Annotated in this window: 18 protein-coding genes, 2 tRNA genes and 3 rRNA genes; 12 read left to right on the forward strand and 11 right to left on the reverse strand. The window is 52.6% G+C overall.

Annotation, left to right across the window (positions count from 1 at the left end; translation table 11 throughout):
- Positions 1 to 12 precede the first annotated feature (12 nt).
- Together bioD and ACFWUB_RS06615 are read right to left on the reverse strand one after the other, a co-directional pair.
- Positions 13 to 681: a dethiobiotin synthase gene (bioD, locus tag ACFWUB_RS06610; RefSeq protein WP_302681507.1), complete on the reverse strand. Its 669-nt coding sequence runs from the start codon at positions 679 to 681 to the stop codon at positions 13 to 15.
- Between the two features lie 17 nt (positions 682 to 698).
- Positions 699 to 1265 (reverse strand): biotin transporter BioY, encoded by a 567-nt coding sequence (locus tag ACFWUB_RS06615; protein ID WP_302681506.1) that lies wholly within the window; start codon positions 1263 to 1265, stop codon positions 699 to 701.
- A 227-nt stretch (positions 1266 to 1492) separates the two neighbouring features.
- On the opposite strand from ACFWUB_RS06615, the gene ACFWUB_RS06620 reads away from it, so the two are divergent.
- A complete protein-coding gene (locus ACFWUB_RS06620; protein ID WP_302681505.1) occupies positions 1493 to 2518 on the forward strand; it encodes a branched-chain amino acid aminotransferase in 1026 nt (341 codons plus the stop codon).
- A gap of 139 nt (positions 2519 to 2657) precedes the next feature.
- On the opposite strand, the gene ACFWUB_RS06625 is transcribed toward ACFWUB_RS06620, so the two are convergent.
- Positions 2658 to 3215: a manganese efflux pump MntP family protein gene (locus ACFWUB_RS06625; RefSeq protein ID WP_416183692.1), complete on the reverse strand. Its 558-nt coding sequence runs from the start codon at positions 3213 to 3215 to the stop codon at positions 2658 to 2660.
- Positions 3216 to 3354: 139 nt separating this feature from the next.
- On the opposite strand from ACFWUB_RS06625, the gene ACFWUB_RS06630 reads away from it, so the two are divergent.
- From ACFWUB_RS06630 to ACFWUB_RS06650, 5 genes are all read left to right on the forward strand, one after another.
- Positions 3355 to 4710, forward strand: coding sequence for a purple acid phosphatase family protein (locus tag ACFWUB_RS06630; protein ID WP_416183693.1), 1356 nt, complete (start codon positions 3355 to 3357; stop codon positions 4708 to 4710).
- A 75-nt stretch (positions 4711 to 4785) separates the two neighbouring features.
- On the forward strand, positions 4786 to 5577 hold the full coding sequence (locus ACFWUB_RS06635) for a hypothetical protein (RefSeq protein ID WP_020311607.1): 792 nt from the start codon (positions 4786 to 4788) through the stop codon (positions 5575 to 5577).
- 229 nt (positions 5578 to 5806) lie between these two features.
- Complete coding sequence (locus ACFWUB_RS06640) at positions 5807 to 6376, forward strand: kinesin (RefSeq protein WP_147675874.1); 570 nt, start codon at positions 5807 to 5809, stop codon at positions 6374 to 6376.
- A 133-nt stretch (positions 6377 to 6509) separates the two neighbouring features.
- Complete coding sequence (locus ACFWUB_RS06645; RefSeq protein ID WP_416183694.1) at positions 6510 to 7088, forward strand: GNAT family N-acetyltransferase; 579 nt, start codon at positions 6510 to 6512, stop codon at positions 7086 to 7088.
- A gap of 42 nt (positions 7089 to 7130) precedes the next feature.
- On the forward strand, positions 7131 to 7346 hold the full coding sequence (locus ACFWUB_RS06650) for a hypothetical protein (protein WP_292282170.1): 216 nt from the start codon (positions 7131 to 7133) through the stop codon (positions 7344 to 7346).
- A 90-nt stretch (positions 7347 to 7436) separates the two neighbouring features.
- On the opposite strand, the gene ACFWUB_RS06655 is transcribed toward ACFWUB_RS06650, so the two are convergent.
- Positions 7437 to 7512, reverse strand: a tRNA-Thr gene (locus ACFWUB_RS06655).
- A gap of 495 nt (positions 7513 to 8007) precedes the next feature.
- Between ACFWUB_RS06655 and ACFWUB_RS06660 the strand changes: the two genes are divergently transcribed.
- From ACFWUB_RS06660 to rrf, 4 genes are all read left to right on the forward strand, one after another.
- Positions 8008 to 9572, forward strand: a 16S ribosomal RNA gene (locus ACFWUB_RS06660).
- Positions 9573 to 9658: 86 nt separating this feature from the next.
- Positions 9659 to 9734: transfer RNA gene (locus tag ACFWUB_RS06665), tRNA-Ala, on the forward strand.
- 135 nt (positions 9735 to 9869) lie between these two features.
- A 23S ribosomal RNA gene (locus tag ACFWUB_RS06670) occupies positions 9870 to 12782 on the forward strand.
- Positions 12783 to 13065: 283 nt separating this feature from the next.
- Positions 13066 to 13182: ribosomal RNA gene (rrf, locus tag ACFWUB_RS06675) — 5S ribosomal RNA — on the forward strand.
- The 16S, 23S and 5S rRNA genes sit together here with 1 tRNA gene alongside, the layout of an rRNA operon.
- A 733-nt stretch (positions 13183 to 13915) precedes the next feature.
- Here rrf and ACFWUB_RS06680 read toward each other — a convergent pair.
- Together ACFWUB_RS06680 and ACFWUB_RS06685 are read right to left on the reverse strand one after the other, a co-directional pair.
- Entirely contained in the window at positions 13916 to 14224 is a 309-nt protein-coding gene (locus tag ACFWUB_RS06680) for a hypothetical protein (RefSeq protein ID WP_416183695.1), read from the reverse strand.
- Positions 14225 to 14264: 40 nt separating this feature from the next.
- Positions 14265 to 14798: a DMT family transporter gene (locus ACFWUB_RS06685; protein WP_416183696.1), complete on the reverse strand. Its 534-nt coding sequence runs from the start codon at positions 14796 to 14798 to the stop codon at positions 14265 to 14267.
- 110 nt (positions 14799 to 14908) lie between these two features.
- Here ACFWUB_RS06685 and ACFWUB_RS06690 point away from each other — a divergent pair, with 110 nt between their 5' ends.
- Positions 14909 to 15790 carry a LysR family transcriptional regulator gene (locus ACFWUB_RS06690; RefSeq protein WP_020311317.1) on the forward strand — a complete coding sequence of 294 codons (882 nt, stop codon included), beginning with the start codon at positions 14909 to 14911 and terminating at the stop codon, positions 15788 to 15790.
- Here the strand turns inward: ACFWUB_RS06690 and arcC are convergent.
- The 5 genes from arcC to ACFWUB_RS06715 form a co-directional block, all read right to left on the reverse strand.
- On the reverse strand, positions 15769 to 16728 hold the full coding sequence (gene arcC, locus ACFWUB_RS06695; RefSeq protein WP_020311316.1) for a carbamate kinase: 960 nt from the start codon (positions 16726 to 16728) through the stop codon (positions 15769 to 15771). The genes ACFWUB_RS06690 and arcC overlap by 22 nt on opposite strands.
- Positions 16729 to 16837: 109 nt before the next feature.
- Complete coding sequence (gene ygeW / locus ACFWUB_RS06700; RefSeq protein ID WP_020723902.1) at positions 16838 to 18031, reverse strand: knotted carbamoyltransferase YgeW; 1194 nt, start codon at positions 18029 to 18031, stop codon at positions 16838 to 16840.
- A gap of 34 nt (positions 18032 to 18065) precedes the next feature.
- Entirely contained in the window at positions 18066 to 19385 is a 1320-nt protein-coding gene (locus ACFWUB_RS06705) for a YgeY family selenium metabolism-linked hydrolase (RefSeq protein WP_020311315.1), read from the reverse strand.
- 30 nt (positions 19386 to 19415) lie between these two features.
- Positions 19416 to 20624: a diaminopropionate ammonia-lyase gene (dpaL, locus tag ACFWUB_RS06710; protein ID WP_020311314.1), complete on the reverse strand. Its 1209-nt coding sequence runs from the start codon at positions 20622 to 20624 to the stop codon at positions 19416 to 19418.
- Positions 20625 to 20982: 358 nt separating this feature from the next.
- On the reverse strand, positions 20983 to 21621 hold the full coding sequence (locus ACFWUB_RS06715; RefSeq protein WP_020311313.1) for a helix-turn-helix transcriptional regulator: 639 nt from the start codon (positions 21619 to 21621) through the stop codon (positions 20983 to 20985).
- Between the two features lie 310 nt (positions 21622 to 21931).
- Between ACFWUB_RS06715 and ssnA the strand changes: the two genes are divergently transcribed.
- Positions 21932 to 23269 (forward strand): putative aminohydrolase SsnA, encoded by a 1338-nt coding sequence (gene ssnA, locus ACFWUB_RS06720; RefSeq protein WP_292298347.1) that lies wholly within the window; start codon positions 21932 to 21934, stop codon positions 23267 to 23269.
- Positions 23270 to 23272 lie beyond the last annotated feature (3 nt).

Below are 23272 nucleotides of genomic sequence, written 5' to 3' on the forward strand. Positions count from 1 at the left end.
GTAAATCACTCCTTACTGGTATAGTTGAATCAAAGCCTGGGCATCGGCCTGTAAAAGTTCGGCGTTGTCGCCGACGACGGCCAGGACGGGCTTGCCGCTGAGCTTTTCAATCATGCGGATGTTGTCTTTTTCCATGGGGCTTCCCGTATAATGGTTGACGATGAAACCTTGGACAGGCAGGCCCTTTTCTTTCATATAAAAGGCGGTCAGGACGGCGCCGTTGATGGTCCCCAGGCCAGCCGGGCAGACGATGAGCGATGGGATGTGCAGCCAGCCGATGAGATCTTCCAGCTGGAAGCTGATGGCATCATCTTCGCGGAGGGGACAGATGATGCCACCGCTGCCTTCGACCGTGACGTAGGGATAGGCTGCCGTGACGCGCTGCCAGTCGCGGAGGATGACGCTTTTTTCGATGGGCTTCTCTTCCCAGCGGGCTGCCAGGTGAGGCGACACGGCGTGGTCGTAAAGATAAGACAAGAGCAGGTCCGGCGATTCGCCAATCCCGGCTATCTCATTTACATAACCGGCATCACTGGCCGCGACGGTCGGGGCGCCGCTGATGGCAGCCTTATAATAACCGACGTCATAACCGTGCTGGCGCAGTGTCTTGATGAGCAGGGCTGTGACATAGGTCTTGCCGATGTCCGTCCCCGTCCCGGTGATGAATAAACCTTTACTCATAGTAAACGAACTCCTTTCTAGAGGGCAGTGGTCCGACGTATTCGGCGGGTCAGGAAGGCGGCGACGATGCAGAGAAAGATGTCACCGGGAATGGGCAGGACGAAGCAGTAGACGAAGAGTGTCCACAGACTGATCGGTGTGCCCAGGTATACGTTATTGATTAAAGCTAAATAGACCATGCCGCAGGCGTAGACGATGATGAGGCCGGCAAAATCAGCAGCCAGCAGGCGCTGCAGCGATGGCATGGCGCTTTGATGGGCAATGTATCCGGTCAGACAGGCACCGCCGATGAAGCCGATGAGATAGCCGAAGGTCGGCTGGAAAATATAGGACGGACCGCCGCCAGACGTGAAGACCGGCAGTCCGACCAGCCCTAAGAGGACGTAGACGGCCACCGAGGCGGCGCCGCGGCGGCTGCCCAGGAGCAGTCCGGCCAGGGTGGTGAACAATAATTGCAGCGTAAAAGGACAGAACGGAACAGGGATGCGGATAAAGGCCCCGATGGCGATGAGCGCCGTGAACAGGGCGAATAAGACCATATCCCGCGTATCCCAGCGGTGGGCTGAGAGGACAGAAGAAACCATGAAATCACTCCTTTGGATAAATGTAAACCACAATAATATTTAAAAAGTTTACGATAATCTGGATTATAGCCAATAATCGACTTATTGTCAATTTTTAAATAGTATAAATTAGTTAACAATAATCCGGTGAGAATTTCTCCCATTGACAAAAGCGAAAGAAGTGATTAATCTATAATTACAAAATAGATATAAATTATTTTGTTTAAAAAAGAAATGGAGGAATTGCGATGTCAAATGTTAATATTGACTGGTCGGCCTTAGGTTTTGAATATCAGCCGATTGCAAAACGTTATGTTGCCAACTATAAAGATGGCAAATGGGGCAAAGGGGAATTGACGGATAACCCGAATGTCGTCCTCAATGAATGTGCCGGCATCCTGCAATACTGCCAGCAAGTCTTTGAAGGCTTAAAAGCCTATAAAACCAAAGACGGCCGCACGGTCACCTTCCGTCCGGACCAGAACGCAAAACGTTTGATGGACTCGGCAAAACGCTTGGAAATGCCGCCGGTTCCGGAAGATATGTTCATGGAAGCTGTCGACGAAGTCGTCCGGGCCAATAAGGATTATATTCCTCCCTTTGAAAGCGGCGGCGCTCTCTACCTGCGTCCGTATCTCTTTGGGACTAACCCGGTCATCGGCGTCAAACCGGCTGACGAATATCAGTTCCGCCTCTTCGGCACGCCTGTCGGCTCTTACTTCAAGAACGGCGTCAAACCGATTACGATCTGCATTTCTGACTTCGACCGTGCAGCACCGCGCGGCACAGGCCATATCAAAGCCGGCTTGAACTATGCCATGAGCATGTATCCTTACATTTTGGCTCATCAGAACGGCTTCGATGAAAACATGTTCCTCGACCCGGCTACGCGCACGTACGTAGAAGAAACGGGCGGCGCTAACTTCCTCTTCGTCAAGAAAGATGGCACTTTGGTTACGCCGAAATCGGACTCCATCCTGCCGTCCATTACCCGCCGTTCCCTGATCACGATCGCAACGGACATGCTTGGCATGAAAGTCGAACACCGTCCGGTTAAGTTCGCAGAAGTCAGCGAATTCGCTGAAGCCGGCCTCTGCGGTACGGCTGCCGTCATCTGCCCGGTAGGCAAAGTCGTTGACCACGGCAAAGAAATCTGCCTCCCCAGCGGCATGGACGAAATGGGTCCTGTCCTGACGAAACTGTACAAGACCTTGCGGGGCATCCAGATGGGCGAAATCGAAGGACCGGAAGGCTGGATCCACGAAGTTAAATAATTTATATTTCGTAGGGGCTCGCACGTGGCGAGCCCGCGGGTATATGTAAGATGCCCGTGAACCGATTTGCGCGAACGGGCGCCCCACGTGGCGCCCCTACAGAAAAAAGGCTTGTCGCATGTGCGACAAGCCTTTTTTTTTACAACACGCCCAAGCCTTCCAGAAATATTTTTAAACCAATCAAGATGAGGACGGCCCCGCCGATGCGTTCGGCCTTATTTTTATAGCGCATCCCGAAGAGGCTGCCGACTTTTATCCCGGCTGCCGAGAACAAGAACGTCGTCACGCCGATGAGTGTCACAGACGGCACGAGGGCGATGTCCATGAAAGCGAAGGTGACGCCTACGGCCAGAGCATCGATACTGGTTGCGATGGCCAGCATGAGCATCGTATAGGGACTCATGCTGGCATCACAGTGTTCTTCGGCTTCAAAGGACTCCTTAATCATATTGAGGCCGATGGCGCTGAGCAGGATGAACGTGACCCAGTGATCATAGGCATCGATCATGTCGGCGAAAAAGCTGCCCAAGCCATAGCCGATAGCCGGCATCAGAGCCTGGAAGCCGCCAAACCACAGGCCGGCCAGGACCATGTGGCGCCAGTTGATTTTTCCCAGCGACAGGCCTTTACAGATGGAAACGGCAAAGGCATCCATGGATAGGCTGACGGCCAGCAAGAGTAAATCAAGTGTATTCATTCTCTTCTCTCCTCATCAATGCAGCAATATACAATTCAATTATTATAGGAGATAGGGAAATCGATGTCAACGAAAAAGATTGCCAAATCAACGAATTGTGCTACAATACATTTTGTGACAAGAAAGGACGTGAAAACACATGAAATATAGAAAGCGCCATCTCCTGGCGGCGCTCCTCAGTGCGTTTACTTTATTTTCCGGTCAGGCCATGGCCATGTCCGTGGATAACCTGATGCAGGTCGTCGCCAAGGACAGTGCGACAGGCAAGACCATTTCCTGGCAGTATGACAGCGACCGTAGCGATTACAGTGTAGAATACCGTCACAAGGACCAGGGTGATGTCCAGTTGGCTTATGTGACCGAAGGGAAACGGCCTCCCATTTACGACGCCGACAATCCGGCACCCTATACGTATGGGGCTTACATGCAGAAACTGACACCGGCGACGGAATATGAATACCGCATCGTCAATGCTGACGGTGCGACCGATTGGATTACTTTTTCGACGACAAAAGAAGATTTAAACAAATACAAAGTCCTCGTCTTCGGCGACTCTCAGTCCACCGATTACAGCGTCTGGGGGCAGACGGCGCAGATCGCCTGGCAGCAGAACGATGATGCGGCTTTCTTCATCAATATGGGGGACATTACCGACAACGGTCAGGCTTACTTCCAGTGGCGGGACTGGTTTGACAACGCCGATGTACTGACCAGCCATATCCCCTTTGCGCCGGTCCTGGGCAACCACGAAGCCTATAGCATGGATTGGCAGTTTGCCGAACCGTATACGTATAAAGCCCTGTTCGCCGTGCCCTATGGCGGCCCGAAGGATCAGAACCGCCTGGCTTACTCCTTTGATTATGGCGACGTCCACTATGTGTCCCTCAATACGGATTACGAAGAATTGAACGGCTGGCGTCCGACGATGATGGAAGATGAAGCTGCCTGGCTCGACAAGGATTTGGCTGCGGCCAAGAAGGCCGGGAAACGGCTGGTCGTCCTCATGCACCGTCCGCCTTGGGACAGCCCGTATAACGGCACCCTCGATGTAAACGGCAAATACTTCATGCCGCTCTTCGATAAATACGACGTCCCCCTGGTATTTACGGCTCATGAACACTGCTATGAACGGACCGTTCCCATCAAGAACGACCAGGCCGCTACGGAAGGGACCGTCTACATTGCCACGGGCCGCTCCGGGACAGAAGCCTGGGATGGCTCGGTCAAGAAGCCGACTGATGTCATTTACTATAATCCAACGGATATGCCCATGTACCTGACGCTCCAGGTCGAACCGGATGAATTCCGCGTCAGCGCCATGAAAAATGACGGCACCCTGATCGATACCGTTTCCATCCCGGCCAAGCACCAGGAAGCGGAAGTTTCCAAAAACGCAGACAACACCGTAAAGGCGCCGGAAACGAAGACCAAGAAAGATAAGCAGAGTGCTAAGCAACATGCTAAGAAAAGTGTAAACAAACATAAACAGAAGTAAAGACGGTTGTTTTCTTTCTGGAAGATGTGTATAATTAACAGTTACAGAAAGTAAACAGAAGAGGAGCGAATGAGAATGAAAAAATTAGCAAAAAATATGATCCTTTGTGCGCTCGTGACGATGAGTTTATCAGCCGTCTGCTTTGCAGAAGATACGACTACGACGGAAACGACGGCAACAGAACCGCAGGCAACAGCTACGGTGACGACAACGACTCAGGCTGCTCCGGACCAGAATGTCGTCGACTGGCTCGACCCGGCTGCCGGTGAATGGTACAGCACCAAGGGCAACCTGGTCATGACCATCGAAGGCAACACCATCAACGGCTGTACGGTAACGGACCCGAAAGACTGCACCTATGACTATCCGCGGACCGGGACCTTCACCATCCATGAACAGACTGGCGACCGGACGATCAAGATGGACCTCATGGGCCATAAATCCCATCAGTACCTCATCGTAGACAATAAGATGCCCTTACGCCGGTCCCTCAACGCCGACCGTTACGAATCCATTGGCGGCGTCTACCTCGGCATGACCCAGGAAGACCTGACGGCTGCCTATGGCCAGCCGAGCAGTACTGCCGAAGATCAGGGAACAGACCGCTGGATTTATGATAACCATCACATGGATGCTTATCTCCAGGGCGGCATTGTCATCGGTATCCGCATTTATGACGGCAGCGATTTGAAGTTCGATAAATCTGGCCTGACCGCTTCTGATACAGCAGGTGCCTATGCCAAATCTTACGAATTGGAAACGACGCCGGAAGTCCCGACAGAAGCCAACGCCATTTCCAAAGCCTATAAACTGCCCCAAGGCGAATACCTGCGCTTTGGCCAGAATTTCGTCCAGCTTTCCATCTAATCGGATAGATACTAATTGCACATCGACTGAAATGGGGCCTCACATGACGGGAATCTTCATGTGACAGCCCCCTTTTCGTTGCATTATTCTTTGAAATACGGTAAACTAAAGGTAATTGATTTATATGAATTGCTGTTGCGCTGGCTGGCATGGTTAAGCCTTTTTTTATTGGAAAAATGAGCCAGGTAAATGCAAAAACAGAGATAGTAAACATGAGGAGAGAAAACACGTGATTACGACAAGAGATTTAATGGACCGCTATAATATCAAGACCCGTCAGGGCATCATCCAGTTCGTCAAAAAACATCTGGACGAAATCAATCATGACGGAGAAGAACACGCCACCATGCAGAAAGGCGAATGGGCCTTCGATACGGAAGCTGTCCGCATCCTCGACCAGCTGCGCGGCCTCCACGACCAGGCGACCATTACCGAACTGGAAAGTGAAAAAGTATCCAATGCCCAGCAAGAATCGCACAACCTGCGCATTTTGCTGCTCAAAGCCCAGCAGGACCTCAACACGGCCCAGCAGCAGGTCATCACGTTGCAGCAGAACCTGATCGCCAAACAGAACGAACTGTCTGAAGTCAAAGTCAAAGCCCTGGAAGCTCAGCAGAACAAGGACCAGGCCGATGCCCTGCAGAGCGAACTGGACCGTCTGAAAAAAGAAGGCAGTATCATCGAAGACGAACACAAACAACTCCAGGAAACACTGGCCACCGTCCAGGCTGAACGAGACAGCCTGCGCCAGCAGCTGGCCGAAAAAGACAACCGCCATTGGTGGGAATTCTGGAAATAATCATATACCGGGAACAGGGACTATGGCATGGAAATCCTGAGAGCATGCCATAGTCTTTTTTTAGGCTCCCATGATAGGGAAGCTGGCCGCCAAAGGCGGTCTGAGGGGTTCTTTGAAAAGGAGAGATACGGCCATGAGCGATAATATTACGATTCGGTCAGCCTGTGAAAGTGATGCGGCAGCTTTGGCCCGGATTTACGCACACTATGTGGAAAAGACGGCCATTACGTTTGAATACACCGCGCCGGATATGGTGGAAATGGAACGACGCCGCCAAGAGATTTCGCAGCACTATCCCTACTTGGTTGCCGAAACAGACGGCGAGGTCATCGGTTATGCCTATGCTCATGCATTCTATGGCCGTGAAGCCTATGCCTGGTCCGTTGAATCGAGCATCTACGTCGATGTAAACGCCCGTAAACACGGCATTGGCCGCAAGCTGTACGAGGCCATGGAAGAAGAATTGAAATCCATGGGAATACTCAACATCAACGCCTGCATTGCCGTACCCCGTGATGATCAGGACCCGTATGTCACCAACGGCAGCTTGAACTTCCATCAACGCCTTGGCTACACCCTGGTCGGCCGTTTCCACAACAGCGGCTACAAATTCGACCGTTGGTATGACGTCGTCTGGATGGAAAAAATGATTGGCCCCCATACCGTTCATCCCCGATTTCCGGCAAAAAATGAGACCCTTTTTGCTTTATAGTTTGTAGCATGGAGTTTGTAGGGAGAGGGGGATTTGGCAGTCATGTGCAACTTAGGAGAAGGAATATACGAAGATGGCCTGATGAAAGGCAAGCAAGAAGGATGGGAAAAAGGCAGAAAAGAAGGTAGAAAAGAAGGTAAATTGGAATTCGCTCTCGAACTGTTAAAGGATGGGATGGCCTTGGAAAAAGTGGCAAAGTATAGTAAATTATCGTTGTCCATGATTGAAAAACTGGCTAAACAAAATAAATTGATTTAGGAGCAGTTGGATGTATGATGTTTGAAGCGATAGCTTTCAACTTCAAACGCAAAAAGAGGCTGTCGCATATGCGACAGCCTCTTGATTTTTTGGAGCCACTAATAGGATTCGAACCTACGACCCTCTCATTACGAATGAGATGCTCTGCCAGCTGAGCTATAGTGGCAAGTACTCTTATATTATATTCACGAGGCCTATAGTTGTCAACACTTTTTTTAAACTTTTCTGATTTTTTTTGAAGAGTTATTACGGCGTGCGAAAACGGCCCTGCTAGTGAAGGAGGACCTGGCAGGGCTGTTTCCGTGATGATTGTGAAAGGGTTTAGGTTGTAGTTGTGAGGTGGTTCTACTGGCCTGCTTATATTATATAATACCATGTATAGGAATTTTCTCGTATTAGGGGACTAACTACGGATTTTTTGTTACTAACATCGATATACAGGGACGAATGGGAATTATTTCAAGTTTTTTTGGAAAATGTGTTGACAAGATGGAAAAGGTCTGGTAAGATATACAAGTCGTCGCGATGAGGCGATGACACGATGACCTTTGAAAACTGAACAATGAACTGAATGAACGCCAACGTGCGAGGTTCTATTATATAGAACGTCAAACAATGAGTAATACCAATCAATAAACAAGAGCCAAACGCTCTTCCATATATCATGGAGAGTTTGATCCTGGCTCAGGACGAACGCTGGCGGCGTGCTTAACACATGCAAGTCGAACGAGAAGAGATGAGAAGCTTGCTTCTTATCGATTCGAGTGGCAAACGGGTGAGTAACGCGTAAGCAACCTGCCCTCTAGATGGGGACAACAGCTGGAAACGGCTGCTAATACCGAATACGTTCTTTCTGTCGCATGGCAGAGGGAAGAAAGGGAGGCTCTTCGGAGCTTTCGCTGGAGGAGGGGCTTGCGTCTGATTAGCTAGTTGGAGGGGTAACGGCCCACCAAGGCGACGATCAGTAGCCGGTCTGAGAGGATGAACGGCCACATTGGGACTGAGACACGGCCCAGACTCCTACGGGAGGCAGCAGTGGGGAATCTTCCGCAATGGACGAAAGTCTGACGGAGCAACGCCGCGTGAACGATGACGGCCTTCGGGTTGTAAAGTTCTGTTATACGGGACGAATGGTACGACGGCCAATACCCGTCGTAAGTGACGGTACCGTAAGAGAAAGCCACGGCTAACTACGTGCCAGCAGCCGCGGTAATACGTAGGTGGCAAGCGTTGTCCGGAATTATTGGGCGTAAAGGGCGCGCAGGCGGCGTCGTAAGTCGGTCTTAAAAGTGCGGGGCTTAACCCCGTGAGGGGACCGAAACTGCGATGCTAGAGTATCGGAGAGGAAAGCGGAATTCCTAGTGTAGCGGTGAAATGCGTAGATATTAGGAGGAACACCAGTGGCGAAAGCGGCTTTCTGGACGACAACTGACGCTGAGGCGCGAAAGCCAGGGGAGCAAACGGGATTAGATACCCCGGTAGTCCTGGCCGTAAACGATGGATACTAGGTGTAGGAGGTATCGACCCCTTCTGTGCCGGAGTTAACGCAATAAGTATCCCGCCTGGGGAGTACGGCCGCAAGGCTGAAACTCAAAGGAATTGACGGGGGCCCGCACAAGCGGTGGAGTATGTGGTTTAATTCGACGCAACGCGAAGAACCTTACCAAGCCTTGACATTGATTGCTAAGGGTAGAGATACCCTGTTCCTCTTCGGAGGACAAGAAAACAGGTGGTGCACGGCTGTCGTCAGCTCGTGTCGTGAGATGTTGGGTTAAGTCCCGCAACGAGCGCAACCCCTATCTTCTGTTACCAGCGAGTTAAGTCGGGGACTCAGGAGAGACTGCCGCAGACAATGCGGAGGAAGGCGGGGATGACGTCAAGTCATCATGCCCCTTATGGCTTGGGCTACACACGTACTACAATGGCTCTTAATAGAGGGAGGCGAAGGAGCAATCCGGAGCAAACCCCAAAAACAGAGTCCCAGTTCGGATTGCAGGCTGCAACCCGCCTGCATGAAGCAGGAATCGCTAGTAATCGCAGGTCAGCATACTGCGGTGAATACGTTCCCGGGCCTTGTACACACCGCCCGTCACACCACGAAAGTCATTCACACCCGAAGCCGGTGAGGTAACCGCAAGGAGCCAGCCGTCGAAGGTGGGGGTGATGATTGGGGTGAAGTCGTAACAAGGTAGCCGTATCGGAAGGTGCGGCTGGATCACCTCCTTTCTAGGGAAAACCTAAGAAGTCGGCACGGTGGCAATTCATTCATTGTTCAGTTTTGAGAGGTCATCCTCTCAAGAGATAGAGAAGCTGGGGGTGTAGCTCAGCTGGGAGAGCACCTGCCTTGCAAGCAGGGGGTCAGGAGTTCGATTCTCCTCATCTCCACCAAACTTTTTTATCATCGTACCTTGACAACTGCATAAAAATGTTAGAAAATACCTCTTTTTAAAAAGAGATCTTAACGAACCTTGAATTCTTGTTCATCACGACATCCCGTGTGGATGGCGTGATACATGAAAAAATAGTCAAGTAAGTAAGGGCGTACGGCGGATGCCTTGGCCATATCAGCCGAAGAAGGACGCGATAAGCTGCGATAAGCTGCGGTGAGGTGCAAGTAACCTTTGACCCGCAGATCTCCGAATGGGGAAACCCGGCAGCAGTAGTGCTGTCATCCTCTATGAGGAAGGGCACCCGGTGAACTGAAACATCTAAGTAGCCGGAGGAAAAGGAATCAACAGAGATACCCCTAGTAGCGGCGAGCGAACGGGGCAGAGCCCAAACCGGGATGGGAAACCAATCCGGGGTTGTGGACTGCTATCAAATGCATGAGTGAAGCAGAATGAGCTGGGAAGCTCAGCCAGAGAGAGTGAGAGCCTCGTAGGCGTAAGCAAGTGCATGGAGCAGGATCCGGAGTACCACGGGACACGAGAAACCCTGTGGGAAGCTGGGGGGACCACCCTCCAAGGCGAAACACTGATATGGACCGATAGCGCATAGTACCGTGAGGGAAAGGTGAAAAGAACCCCGGGAGGGGAATGAAAGAGAACCTGAAACCGTATGTCTACAAGCAGTCGAAGACCTTTATATGGTCGACGGCGTGCCTATTGAAGAATGAACCGGCGAGTTACTTCAGCTAGCGAGGTTAAGCAGGAAATGCGGAGCCGCAGCGAAAGCGAGTCTGAACAGGGCGTATAGTTAGTTGGAGTAGACCCGAAACCACAGTGATCTACCCATGTCCAGGTTGAAGCACAGGTAAAAATGTGTGGAGGACCGAACCAGTGAGCGTTGAAAAGCTTTTGGATGAGATGTGGGTAGGGGTGAAATGCCAATCGAACGTGGAGATAGCTGGTTCTCCCCGAAATAGCTTTAGGGCTAGCCTCATGGCGAGAGTACAGGCGGTAGAGCACTGAACGGGGTAGGGGCCTATCCGGCTACTGAACCTAATCAAACTGCGAATGGCTGTACTTATCCATGGGAGTCAGACTGTGAGTAATAAGGCCCATAGTCAAGAGGGAAACAGCCCAGACCAACAGCTAAGGTCCCCAATGCCGTACTAAGTGGCGAAGGATGTGGAATTTCGAAAACAACCAGGATGTTGGCTCAGAAGCAGCCACCATTAAAAGAGTGCGTAATAGCTCACTGGTCGAGAGACTCTGCGCCGAAGATGTCCGGGGCTAAAGTACGGAACCGAAGCTTTGGCAATTAACATAAGTTAATTGGGTAGGGGAGCGTTCCTGCATGGGAGAAGCCTGACCGGAAGGACAGGTGGACAGGCAGGAAGAGAGAATGCCGGTATGAGTAGCGAAAAGAAGGGTGAGAATCCCTTCCACCGAAAGCCTAAGGGTTCCTGGGCAACGATCGTCGTCCCAGGGTAAGTCGGGACCTAATCCGAGGCGGAGACGCGTAGGAGATGGACAACAGGTTGAAATTCCTGTACTGGCTGAGGCCGTTTGAGCGAAGGAGTGACACAGGAAGGAAGGCGCGCGTGCGAATGGAAGAGCACGTCCAAGCAGGTAGGTCGGGAGATAGGCAAATCCGTTTCCCGTAAGGCCGAGATGCGATGGGGAGCTTCTGGAGACAGAAGCGAAGGGGCTGGCACTAAACTGTCGAGAAAAGCTTCTAGTGAGGACTCAGGCACCCGTACCGAAACCGACACAGGTAGGCAGGATGAGAATTCTAAGGTGCGCGGGAAAACCCTCGTTAAGGAACTCGGCAAAATATATCCGTAACTTCGGGAAAAGGATAACCCAGCGTACGTGAAGTGCAGAAACGCATGGAGCGGAGATGGGTGGCAGAAGAGAGGCCCAAGCGACTGTTTACCACAAACACAGGCGTCTGCTAAAGCGAAAGCTGATGTATAGATGCTGACACCTGCCCGGTGCTGGAAGGTTAAGAGGAAGTGTTAGCGCAAGCGAAGCAGTGAATTGAAGCCCCAGTAAACGGCGGCCGTAACTATAACGGTCCTAAGGTAGCGAAATTCCTTGTCGGGTAAGTTCCGACCCGCACGAAAGGTGTAACGATTTGGGCACTGTCTCAACGAGGGACCCGGTGAAATTGAAGTACCTGTGAAGATGCAGGTTACCCGCGACTGGACAGAAAGACCCCATGGAGCTTTACTGTAACCTGAGATTGGATTCCGGTAAGAGATGTACAGGATAGTTGGGAGGCTGAGAAGTGAGTACGCCAGTATTCACGGAGCCGCTGGTGGGATACCAACCTTGTTTTATTGGAATTCTAACGAGAAGCGTAACGAGCTTGCGGACAGTCTCAGGCGGGCAGTTTGACTGGGGCGGTCGCCTCCGAAAGAGTAACGGAGGCGCCCAAAGGTTCCCTCAGCGCGGACGGAAACCGCGCGAAGAGTGCAAAGGCAGAAGGGAGCTTGACTGCGAGACGGACAGGTCGAGCAGGGACGAAAGTCGGGCTTAGTGATCCGGTGGTAGAGAGTGGAATTGCCATCGCTCAACGGATAAAAGCTACCCTGGGGATAACAGGCTTATCTCTCCCAAGAGTCCATATCGACGGGGAGGTTTGGCACCTCGATGTCGGCTCATCACATCCTGGGGCTGAAGTAGGTCCCAAGGGTTGGGCTGTTCGCCCATTAAAGTGGTACGCGAGCTGGGTTCAGAACGTCGTGAGACAGTTCGGTCCCTATCCATCGCGGGCGTAAGAAACTTGAAAGGGGCTGCTCCTAGTACGAGAGGACCGGAGTGGACCGACCAATGGTGTACCAGTCATGGCGCCAGCCGTGCAGCTGGGTAGCTACGTCGGGGACGGATAAACGCTGAAAGCATCTAAGCGTGAAACCAGCCTAGAGATGAGGTTTCTCATTGTTTTAACAAGTAAGGTCCCACAAAGACGATGTGGTTGATAGGCCGGGAGTGGAAGTACAGCGATGTACGGAGCGGACCGGTACTAATAGACCGAGGACTTGACTTAAGCAGAGAGCCATGTTTGAAGGAGCCGAAAGGCGACGCACAAACATGTGCGAATCGCTTACTCCGAATCTCAGGAGGCTGTGAATTTGGAAACAGATACACAGAGAGAACGACGATTCGGAGACGAGCGGAAAGATTCTTGATAGTTCGTTGGATGTATGAAACATTTTTATGCAGTTGTCAGGATACGATAAGCAGAGAACCAGTTTTGAAGGAGTCGGAGACGACACGCAAAACTGTGTGAATCGCTTATGTCGGACTTGTCCGACGCCTGAATAACATAATTCAGTGGCGATAGCTGCGGGGATCCACCTGTTCCCATGCCGAACACAGCAGTTAAGCCCGCAAACGCCGAAAGTACTTGGGGGGAGGCCCCCTGGGAGGATAGGAAGCCGCTGATTAAGAAAAAAAGCACTAGCTTAGGCTAGTGCTTTTTTTGTTGTTAGCCGTCAGCAGTTAGCAGCTAGCAAGGGCGCCCACGTGGGGCGCCCGTTCGGAATAATGGGGGTACCCATCATACATGACAAGCGATGTGGGACGAGGCGGCTTCCTATCCGACCAGGGTTCCCTGGGATAAGCAGGGAACCGGTTTTGAAGGAGCTCTGCGACGCGCAAAACCGTGTGAGTCGCTTATGCCGAATCTCGTGACCTGATGGAGTGAAAGTATGCGGTCAGACAGAGATACCCTGGATTCGGCAGGAGAGGTGGGACAACCGCCAGTGCTTTTTTGCTGTTCGTTGTTAATGGTTCGTGGCTCGTTTTTGCGGCCTTATGGCCGCATCGTAGGGGCCGATCTTTAACCTCTCAGACCGCCTTTAGCGGTCAGCTCCCCTATAAAGGGAGCCTTGGGCGGCCCGCCGCGAATAAATGGTGATATACATAACAGGTCCATGAGGCATGGTTTTGCGAACTGCGGCCTGCGAATGGCGTTTTCTCCGAACAGCATTTCGCGGGATTCTCACAACGGGACGCCTAGCCACAGCTGTCCGTTTTGGCAGCCGTCCTGCGCCTCCTGCTGGTCGGCACCTGACGGGCCCAAAAGGCTTACAGGATGTCCCCTACGAAAGCGGTCCGGTGGACCGTCTGCTAACTGCGATCGGCGGCCTGCGAATAATGTTTTCTTTGAACGCCGTTCTACAGCAATTCGTATTTTTGGTTTTTTTGATAGCTTATCATGAATACCCGGCCCTTTTCGTCGAACATGATGGTCAGGTAATAGTCCGGGTAGACGACGTCGGACAGGAGGTATTCGTTACCGATGGCCTTGAGTTCATACATGAATTTGAAGGCTGGACGCAGCTTTTTCAGGGCGTCGCTTTTTTTGTCGCCAATCTGCAGGCCGTAGAAAGAATGAGGGACTTTGTCATCAGCACTGATGATGAGGTCTTTTTTTTCTTGGCGACTGTAATACAGGTCCTGCCATACCGTAAGACACCTCCGCATTCAGCATAGGCCGGGCGGAGGTGTTTTGTCAAGGCAGGTGTCATCCATTTTGACAGCTATGCGTTTTGCAGCGATATTTTTCGGGAAGCTGGACGATGATGATGCCCAGGAGGATACAGATGGCTCCGGCTAATTGGACGGGCGTAAAGGTTTCGCCCAGGAAAATGACGCCCAGGACGGCGGCGATGAGCGGGTTCAGTGCTGTAAACAGGCCGGCTTTTTCGGCGCTGGTATACTTTTGGGCGACGGGCTGGAAGGTGAAGCCAAAGACGGAACAGATGAAGACCAGGGCCAGGATGGCACCCCACGTCGTCGTATCGGCAGGAACGGCCGGGCTTTCAAATAAGACCATGCCTGCTGTACTGTACACGGCGAGGAATCCCATTTGCAAGATCCCCAGCAGCAATGGGTCGTACTGCCGGGCCAGGCGGGCGGTCAGGCAGATCCAAAGGGCGTAGAAGACGGAACCGGTCAGGCAGATGATTTCTCCCGGTGCCAGATGGAAAACGGCGCCTTGCAGGGTAAGACAGGCGATGACGATGATGAGCAGTATTTCTGCATTTCTTTGTTTCATGAAAAAGTCCCTCCTTACTTTTTTCTTGCTTTTATGATACGATAAAAGCAGTATGGAGAGAATAGCAAAATAATATATATAGTTTTGATAAAAAAGCAAAGGTGATAGATATGAATACGGAAAAATGCAGGCTCTTGCTGCAAGTCATCCAGGCGGGCAGTTTTTCTTCAGCTGCCGAACGATTGGGATATACCCCGTCTGGCGTCATGCGGTCCATTGCATCGCTGGAAAAAGAAATCGGCTTTCCCCTGCTGGGGCGGACGGCACAAGGCATTTATCTGACCCGTGAAGGGCAGGCAGTGCTCCCTTATCTGCGCCGCCTCATCCGTGATGAAGATGCTTTGTTGCAGTACAGTGCCCAGATCCGGGGATTGACGGCCGGGGATATTTACATTGGCTCTTATTTCAGTGTAGCCGCCAACTGGCTGCCGCAGATCATACAGGCTTTCCAGCAGGCCTATCCGGCAGTCCACGTCCACATCGAGGAATGCGCCAATAAAGTGATGTACGATGGATTGGAAGAAGGGCGCTTCGATTGTTGTATCACGACGTGGCGCCCTTTTTCCGGAGACTGGATTCCCTTATGTGAAGATGAAATGGTCATGTGGCTTCCGGAAAATCATCCCTTGGCACGAGCCGAGGTATACCCGTTGAAGCAGTTGTGTCATGAATCTTTTATTGAACCACTGCCGCAGCAGGATACGGATGTCGTCCGGATCCTCAAGGAAGAACATATTTCTTATGAAACGCGATATACGGCCATCGATAACTATACGACCTATCGCATGGTCGAAGCCGGCCTGGGTGTCAGTATGAACAATCGCCTCATGACGGCACAGTGGCAGGGCCGCGTGGCTATCCTTCCCATGGATCCGCCCCATACGATTACCATTGGCATTGCCATTCCCAGCCGGGATGGGGCATCACCGGCAGTCAAGAAATTCATCCATTACGTGCAACAGGGAATCAGTCAGATCCTTGCGCCCCGGTAAATGCGGGTCCCCGTCTTTCCGAGGATGCCTTCTTTGGCTTTTTGGAGCAGTGTGATCAAGGCTGTCCGGCCGGGACGGGATTCGGCGAATTTGACGGCAGCCTGGACTTTGGGCAGCATCGAGCCGGGAGCGAATTCATTTTGAGCCATATATTGCCGGGCTTGGTCGGTCGTCATTTCCGACAGCCACTGTTCGTCTGCCTGGCCAAAATGGATGGCGACTTTTTCCACGGCTGTCAGGATGATGAGGTAGTCGGCGTGGAGGTCTTCGGCCAGGCGTTCGCTGGCAAAATCCTTGTCGATGACGGCACTGGCCCCTTTGAGGTGGTTGCCGTGGCGCATGACGGGGATGCCGCCGCCACCGCAGGCGATGACCAGCTGGCCGGAATCGACGAGGGTCTGGATGGCGCCGATTTCAATGATTTCCTGGGGTAGCGGCGAGGCGACGACGCGGCGCCAGCCCCGGCCGGCATCTTCCTTGACGATGTAGCCGTATTCTTTGGCAGCGTATTCCGCCTGTTCCTTGGTCATGAAATGGCCGATGGGCTTCGACGGGTTCTTGAATGCCGGGTCTTCCGGGTCGACGCGGACCTGAGTGACCATGGTGGCGACGGGGATGTCGAAGATGTCGCGGTTGTACATTTCTTCGCGCAGGGCATTCTGCAGGTCATAGCCGATGTAAGCCTGGCTCATGGCGACACAGACCGACAGCGGCGTGTTGGGCTGGTTCGGGTCTTCCCGGCTCAGGGCGGCCATGGCGTGGTTGATCATGCCGACCTGCGGGCCGTTGCCGTGGGCGACGATGACTTCACAGCCTTCCTGGATGAGGTCGACGATGGCTTTGGCTGTCGTCTTGACGGCCAGCATCTGTTCGTGCAGTGTATTTCCCAGGGCGTTGCCGCCGAGGGCAATGACGATACGTTTCTTTTTCTCGGTCATGATAAATCTCCTTTTATGTGTGAAAAAGTTTTATAAATGATGAGTAAAACGCATGGCAGGGAGATGAAAAAGGCACCGGTCCGGAGGACCGGCACCTTTGGCGGTCAAATTATTTCATTTTGCGCAGAATGCCGCGTTCTTCTAAGGCTTTCAGGGTCTGAGCCGGATCCTGGCATTTGGCCAGCATGATCATGGCGGCGATGACATAGGGTTTGTAGCTGGCTTCTTTATAGAGGGAATCGCGATAGCGGTCAAAGACAGAGGCTTCGACTTCGCCGTCTTCACAGCTGACGCCGTTGATGTCGGCCGGCAGGCAGTGGAGATACATAGCTTTGCCGTCTTTCGTGGTCTTCATCAATTCTTCTGTACAGCACCAGTCTTTATGCTGCGCGTTCTGGGCTAAGAGTTCCTGTTCCAGGGCGTCGATGCCGGCCTGGTCGCCAGCGGCGTAGAGGTTAGTCCGCTTTTCCATGGCTGCAAAGGGAGCCCAGCTCTTGGGATAGACGACGTCGGCGTCTTTGAAGGCGTCGGCCATGTCGTGGGTGATGCGGAAGGAGCCGCCCGATTTTTCGGCGTTCTTTTTGGCGACGTCGACGACGTCCGGCATGACTTCATAGCCTTCGGGATGAGCCAGGACGACGTCCATGCCCAGACGGGTCATGAGGCCGATGACGCCCTGCGGGACCGAGAGGGGTTTGCCATAGGACGGGGAGTAAGCCCAGGTCATGGCGATTTTTTTGCCCTTCAGGTTTTCCAGGCCGCCCATTTCGTGGATGATGTGGGCCGCGTCGGCCATACACTGAGTCGGATGGTCGATGTCGCACTGGAGGTTGACCAGCGTCGGTTTCTGTTCGAGGATACCGTCTTTATAGCCCTGCGTGACGGAATCGACGACTTCTTTCTGGTAGGCATGACCTTTGCCGATGTACATGTCGTCGCGGATGCCGATGACGTCGGCCATGAAGGAGATCATGTTGGCCGTTTCCCGGACCGTTTCGCCGTGGGCAATCTGGCTCTTCTTTTCGTCCAGGTCCTGGACCTGCAGGCCTAAGAGATTGCAGGCCGAGGCGAAGGAAAAACGGGTCCGCGTCGAATTATCGCGGAAGATGGAAATGCCTAAGCCGCTTTCAAAAATCTTTGTGGAAATATTGTGTTCCCGCATGAAGCGGAGGGCGTCGGCTAGGACCCAGATGGCTTCCAGTTCGTCATCGGTCTTGTCCCAGGTGAGGAAAAAGTCGTTTTCATACATGTCTTTGAAATTGAGGGCATTTAATTTATCGATGTAGTCCTGTAAGGTTTTCATAGGGCAGTCTCCTTTTAATCGTTATGGGATGTGATCATTTATCGGTGTATACAGAAGGTAATGCGGCATAGACGGCGGCACAGGTGACGAGGTCCTGTTTCCATGTCTTTTCGTTCGGTGCATGGGCCTGGGCTTCTGCGCCGGGGCCGAAGCCGATGACGGGGATGCCGTTGCGGCCCATGATGGAAACGCCGTTAGTCGAGAAGGTCCATTTATCCGTCAGGGGGCGGGCTTTACGCATGGCTTCCGCTTCGGCAGTGCCGATGCGGCTGTCGCCGAAGAGGGAGGTATAGGCTTCTTCCAGGGCTTTGGTGACTTTGTGGTCTTTCGGGATGACCCATGTCGGGAAGTAACATTCGATGGGATAGGTCAGGCCGGTGTAGCTCGGGCGGGCGTATTCATACATGCTGACTTTGACATCGTCGCCGTACTTCTGGACGCTCGGCAGAGCCCGGATTTCATCGAGGCAGCTCTGCCACGTTTCGCCGGCCGTCATGCGGCGGTCCAGGGAGACGGCACAGGAATCGGCGACGGCGCAGCGGCTCGGCGAGGTATAGAAAATCTGGGAGCACGTGACTGTACCGCGGCCGAGAAAGTTGGCTTCTTCCCATTCGGGATTGTATTTCTTGTCGAGCATCTTGACCAGGCCTTTGATTTCCGTCGTGTCGGCTGCGTCATTTTCGTTGAGGGCCCGCACGTCCTGGAGGATATCGGCCATCTTGTAAATGGCGTTATCACCGCGTTCGGGTGCGCTGCCGTGGCAGGATACACCCTGGACGTCGATGCGGATTTCCATGCGGCCGCGCTGGCCGCGGTAGATGCCGCCGTCTGTCGGTTCCGTGGAGACGACGAATTCCGGACGGACCTTGTCTTCGTTGATGATGTACTGCCAGCAGAGGCCGTCGCAGTCTTCTTCCTGGACCGTACCGGTGACCAGGACGGTGTACTTGTCGGATAGGAGGCCCAGGTCCTTCATGATGCGGGCGCCGTAGACGGCAGAAACGATGCCGCCGAGCTGATCCGACGTGCCGCGGCCGCCGATTTCCGTTTCCGATTCAAAGCCTTCGTAGGGATCGAAATCCCAGTTGGCCTTGTTGCCGATGCCGACGGTGTCGATGTGGGCGTCGAAGCCGATGAGGGTCTTGCCGGTGCCCATGTAGCCCAGGACGTTGCCCATGGGGTCGATTTCCACTTTATCGAAATCGAGTTTGCGCATTTCTTCGGCAATGCGGTCGATATGTTCCTTTTCGCCGCAGCTTTCACCGGGGAATTTAACGATGTCCTGCAGGAAACGGGTCATATCCTGTTCATAGCCTTTGGCGGCTTCTTTGATTTTTTCGTACGGTACTGTCATGAAAATCACTCCTATATCTTATATAATGTTTTACTTATTCAAACCGCGCCAGACGATATTCTTATAGCGTTCCGGGTCCGTGTCGCCTTCTGTCGAGAAGACCAGGACCTGTGAATGGTCGTCGAGGCCGAGTTCAGCGCGCAGGTCCTTACATTCATCGGATAACATGATTGTAGCCAGGGTGCCGAAGGGGACGGCACCGGATTCACCGGATACGATGGGCGCATCTCCTTTGAGGGGCGCTGCCAGCATACGCATACCGCGGACCGTGATGGGGTCATCGGCTGCGATGAAGGTCGTCACATGGTTCTTGAGGATGTCCCAGGAAATCGTGTTCGGTTCGCCGCAGGCCAGGCCGGCCATGATGGTATCCAGGTCACCGCCGACCATGCGGGGCTTGCCGTCACCGGCTGCGGCACCTTTATACAGACAGGCTGCGGCCGATGCTTCGACGACGATGAATTTCGGCGGATTGTCTTTATAGAGGTTGGCGAAGTAACCGACGACGGCACCGGCCAGGGACCCGACACCGGCCTGGACGAAGATGTGCGTCGGCCGTTCGATGCCCCGGGCCTTCAGCTGTTCGCCAGCTTCCATGGCCATCGTGCCGTAGCCCTGCATGATCCACGACGGGATTTCTTCATAGCCGTCCCAGGCCGTGTCCTGGACCATGACGCCGTGCGGCGTAGCGGCGGCTTCTTTGGCTGCCTGGCGGACGCAATCGTCGTAATTGAGGTCGAGGATGTCGACGTCGGCGCCGAGTTTCTTGATGTTTTCCAGCCGCGTCTGGGTCGTGCCTTTCGGCATGTGGACGACGGCTTTCTGGCCCAGCTTCTGGGCGGCCCAGGCGACGCCGCGGCCGTGGTTGCCGTCGGTTGCCGTGAAGAAGGTTGCCTGGCCGAATTCCTGGCGGAGCTCATCTGACGTCAGGACGTCATAAGGCATGTCCGATACATCGCGGTGCGTTTCCTTGGCGATGTACTTGGCCATGGAATAGGAACCGCCCAGGACTTTGAAGGCATTGAGGCCGAAGCGGTACGATTCATCTTTGACGAAAATCGAACCGACGCCCAGGTAGCGGGCCATCTGCGTGAGCCGGGTCAGCGGCGTTTCGCTGTATTGCGGGAAACTCTGGTGGAATGTCCGGGCCTTGGCGACTTCGCTGAGGGACATGATCGGCAAATTTTTATCATCTGATTTGGGCAGATGGTTCATAGCCCATTTCATATCTTTCTTCATATCCGTACCTCCTAAAGATAGACTGAAAAAAATATTTTAGTAAATCTAAAAGTTTTTGTATACCTAGAGTATAACATGACCTTACAGATTTGCAATAGAAAAGAGCTAAAAATTTGTTAGGTATCTACACTTTTTTTGCAATGACAGAAAGAGAACTGTTACATTTGGGCATAGAAAAAGGGCTTGTCGCATGTGCAACAAGCCCTTTTTTGAGTATTAAGTTTGCAGTTTGTAGTTTTTAGTGAAGGCTTTTAAATTTAAAGTCAGCTTCTACAAACTACAAACTCCGTACTATAAACGATAAAGAGAAAGGAATCTTGCATGATGATAGAAGCCTTCGTGCGATAGCCCCTTAATCTCACTCTTCTCCGCTGTCGATGTAGCTGTACAGGGTATATTTGGAGATGCCGAAGTGTTTGGAGATTTTGTCGCCGGCCTTGGTGATCAGCAGGGCCCCGCGGTCGTTGAGGAATTTGATGGCTTTGATCTTGTCTTCCCGTGTCATGAGGGGGACGGGTTTGCCGACCTGACGCGTCGATTCGTCGATGAGGTCGTTGAGGAGGTCCGTGACATTCTGCGGGATGCGGCTGACCTTATCTTCCTTGGACGTGACCGAGATGAGCGGCTTGATGGCATTTTCGACCATCATCAGTTCGGTAATGTCATAGTTGATGGAGAAGATGCCGATGACTTTTTGCTGTTCATTGCGGATGTAAATGGTCGTCGACTTGAGGATGCGGCCGTCTTTGGTCTTGGTCAGGTAACTCGTATGGTCCTGGAGCTTGTCGGGATCGCTGCGCAGGGCGTCGAGGACGGCCATAGACGGGCCATCGCCTACTTTGCGGTTGGTGACGTGGCCATTTTCGATGGCGACGATGGAATTTTCCTTATAATTATCGCTCAAGTCGTGGATGACGATTTCACAGTTCGGGCCGAATTGGTCTGCCAGGCCTTTGGCTAAGTGACGCAAGAAGTTGAGGACGACGTCGTCTAACATAAGGGGCACCTCTTTCTCATATCAAAAACAGATTATTAGCTTATCTGCTAAAAATTTTTTAGGTACTGTTACTATAGCATATTTTCGGGATAAATCAACGCCCTTGGTGAAAAAAGGTATGTCGAAAAAACATCTTTCCATTACAGGCTATAACAAAAAGATAATAAAAAATTTTTAGACTAAAAAAAAATTGACAGGTAAGGCGGAACGGGTTACTATTAAGATAGATACGAGAATGACACAAATAACATGCATTAACTGCAAGAAATCTTATGATTTATGATTTGTATAGCATAGAGGAGGTATACTTATGTTAATCGTCGGAAACGGTCACGTCGTTACCCGCGACGCGAAGAATCAATATTTCCCTGATGGCGCCGTAGCCATAGACGGCACGACAATCTGCCGCGTCGGCCAGACGGCAGAAATCCGCCGAGCCTATCCAGACGCCGCTTTTATCGATGCCAAAGGCGGTGTCATCATGCCGGCTTTCATCAACGTTCACGAGCATATTTACAGCGCCATGGCCAGGGGTATGAATATCGACGGCTATGCGCCCAAGGGCTTCCTGGACATCCTCGACGGCCTGTGGTGGAACATCGACCGTCACTTGACCAACGACCTGACTTATTTGAGCGCCATGGAAACGTATGTCGAATGTATCAAGAACGGCGTGACGACAGTCTTCGACCATCACGCCAGTTTTGGTGAAATCAAGGACAGCCTCTTTGCCATCGGCCAGGCAGCGCAGGAACTGGGCGTCCGCTCGTGTCTGTGCTACGAAGTCTCCGACCGCGACGGTCAGGATAAAGCTTGCCAGGCAGTCCTGGAAAATGAAGCCTGGATCCGCCACGCTCAGGCCGACACGACGGACATGATTGCCGGCATGATGGGCATGCATGCCCAATTTACCATCAGCGACAAAACGATGGCCCTGGCAGCCGAACATAAACCGGACGGCGTGGGTTACCACATCCACGTCGCCGAAGGCATCGAAGACTTGCAGGATTGTCTGAAGAAACACGGTAAACGCATTATCGACCGCCTTTATGACTGGAATATCTTAGGGCCCAAGACCCTGCTCGGCCACTGCATCCACGTCAATCCCCACGAAATGGACCTCATCAAGGCGACAGATACCATGGTCGTCCACAATCCGGAATCGAACATGGGCAATGCCTGTGGCTGCCCGCCGACGATGGACATGGTCCACCGCGGTATCCTGACCGGCTTGGGGACCGATGGCTATACGCACGATATGATTGAGTCCTATAAAGTCGCCAATATCCTGCACAAACACCATCTCTGCGACGCTACAGCCGCCTGGGCTGAAGTACCGCAGATGCTGTTCTATAACAACGCAGCCATGGCCAACCGCTATTTCAAGAAGCCCTTAGGCGTACTGGCAGAAGGGGCTGCAGCCGACGTCATCGTCATGGATTACATTGCTCCGACGCCGATGAATGAAGAAAACATCAACAGTCACATCTTATTCGGCATGAGCGGCCACGATGTCGTCACGACTATTGCCAATGGCAAAGTCCTCATGGAAAACCGCCAGCTCACCGGTGTCGATGAAGAAGCCCTGATGGCTAAAATCCGCGAAGGCGCAGCGACCCTGGCCGGACGCATTAATGGATACTTATAAGGA

Origin of the sequence: Megasphaera sp. (genome assembly GCF_047831605.1) — a bacterium.
GTDB lineage: Bacteria > Bacillota > Negativicutes > Veillonellales > Megasphaeraceae > Megasphaera > Megasphaera intestinihominis.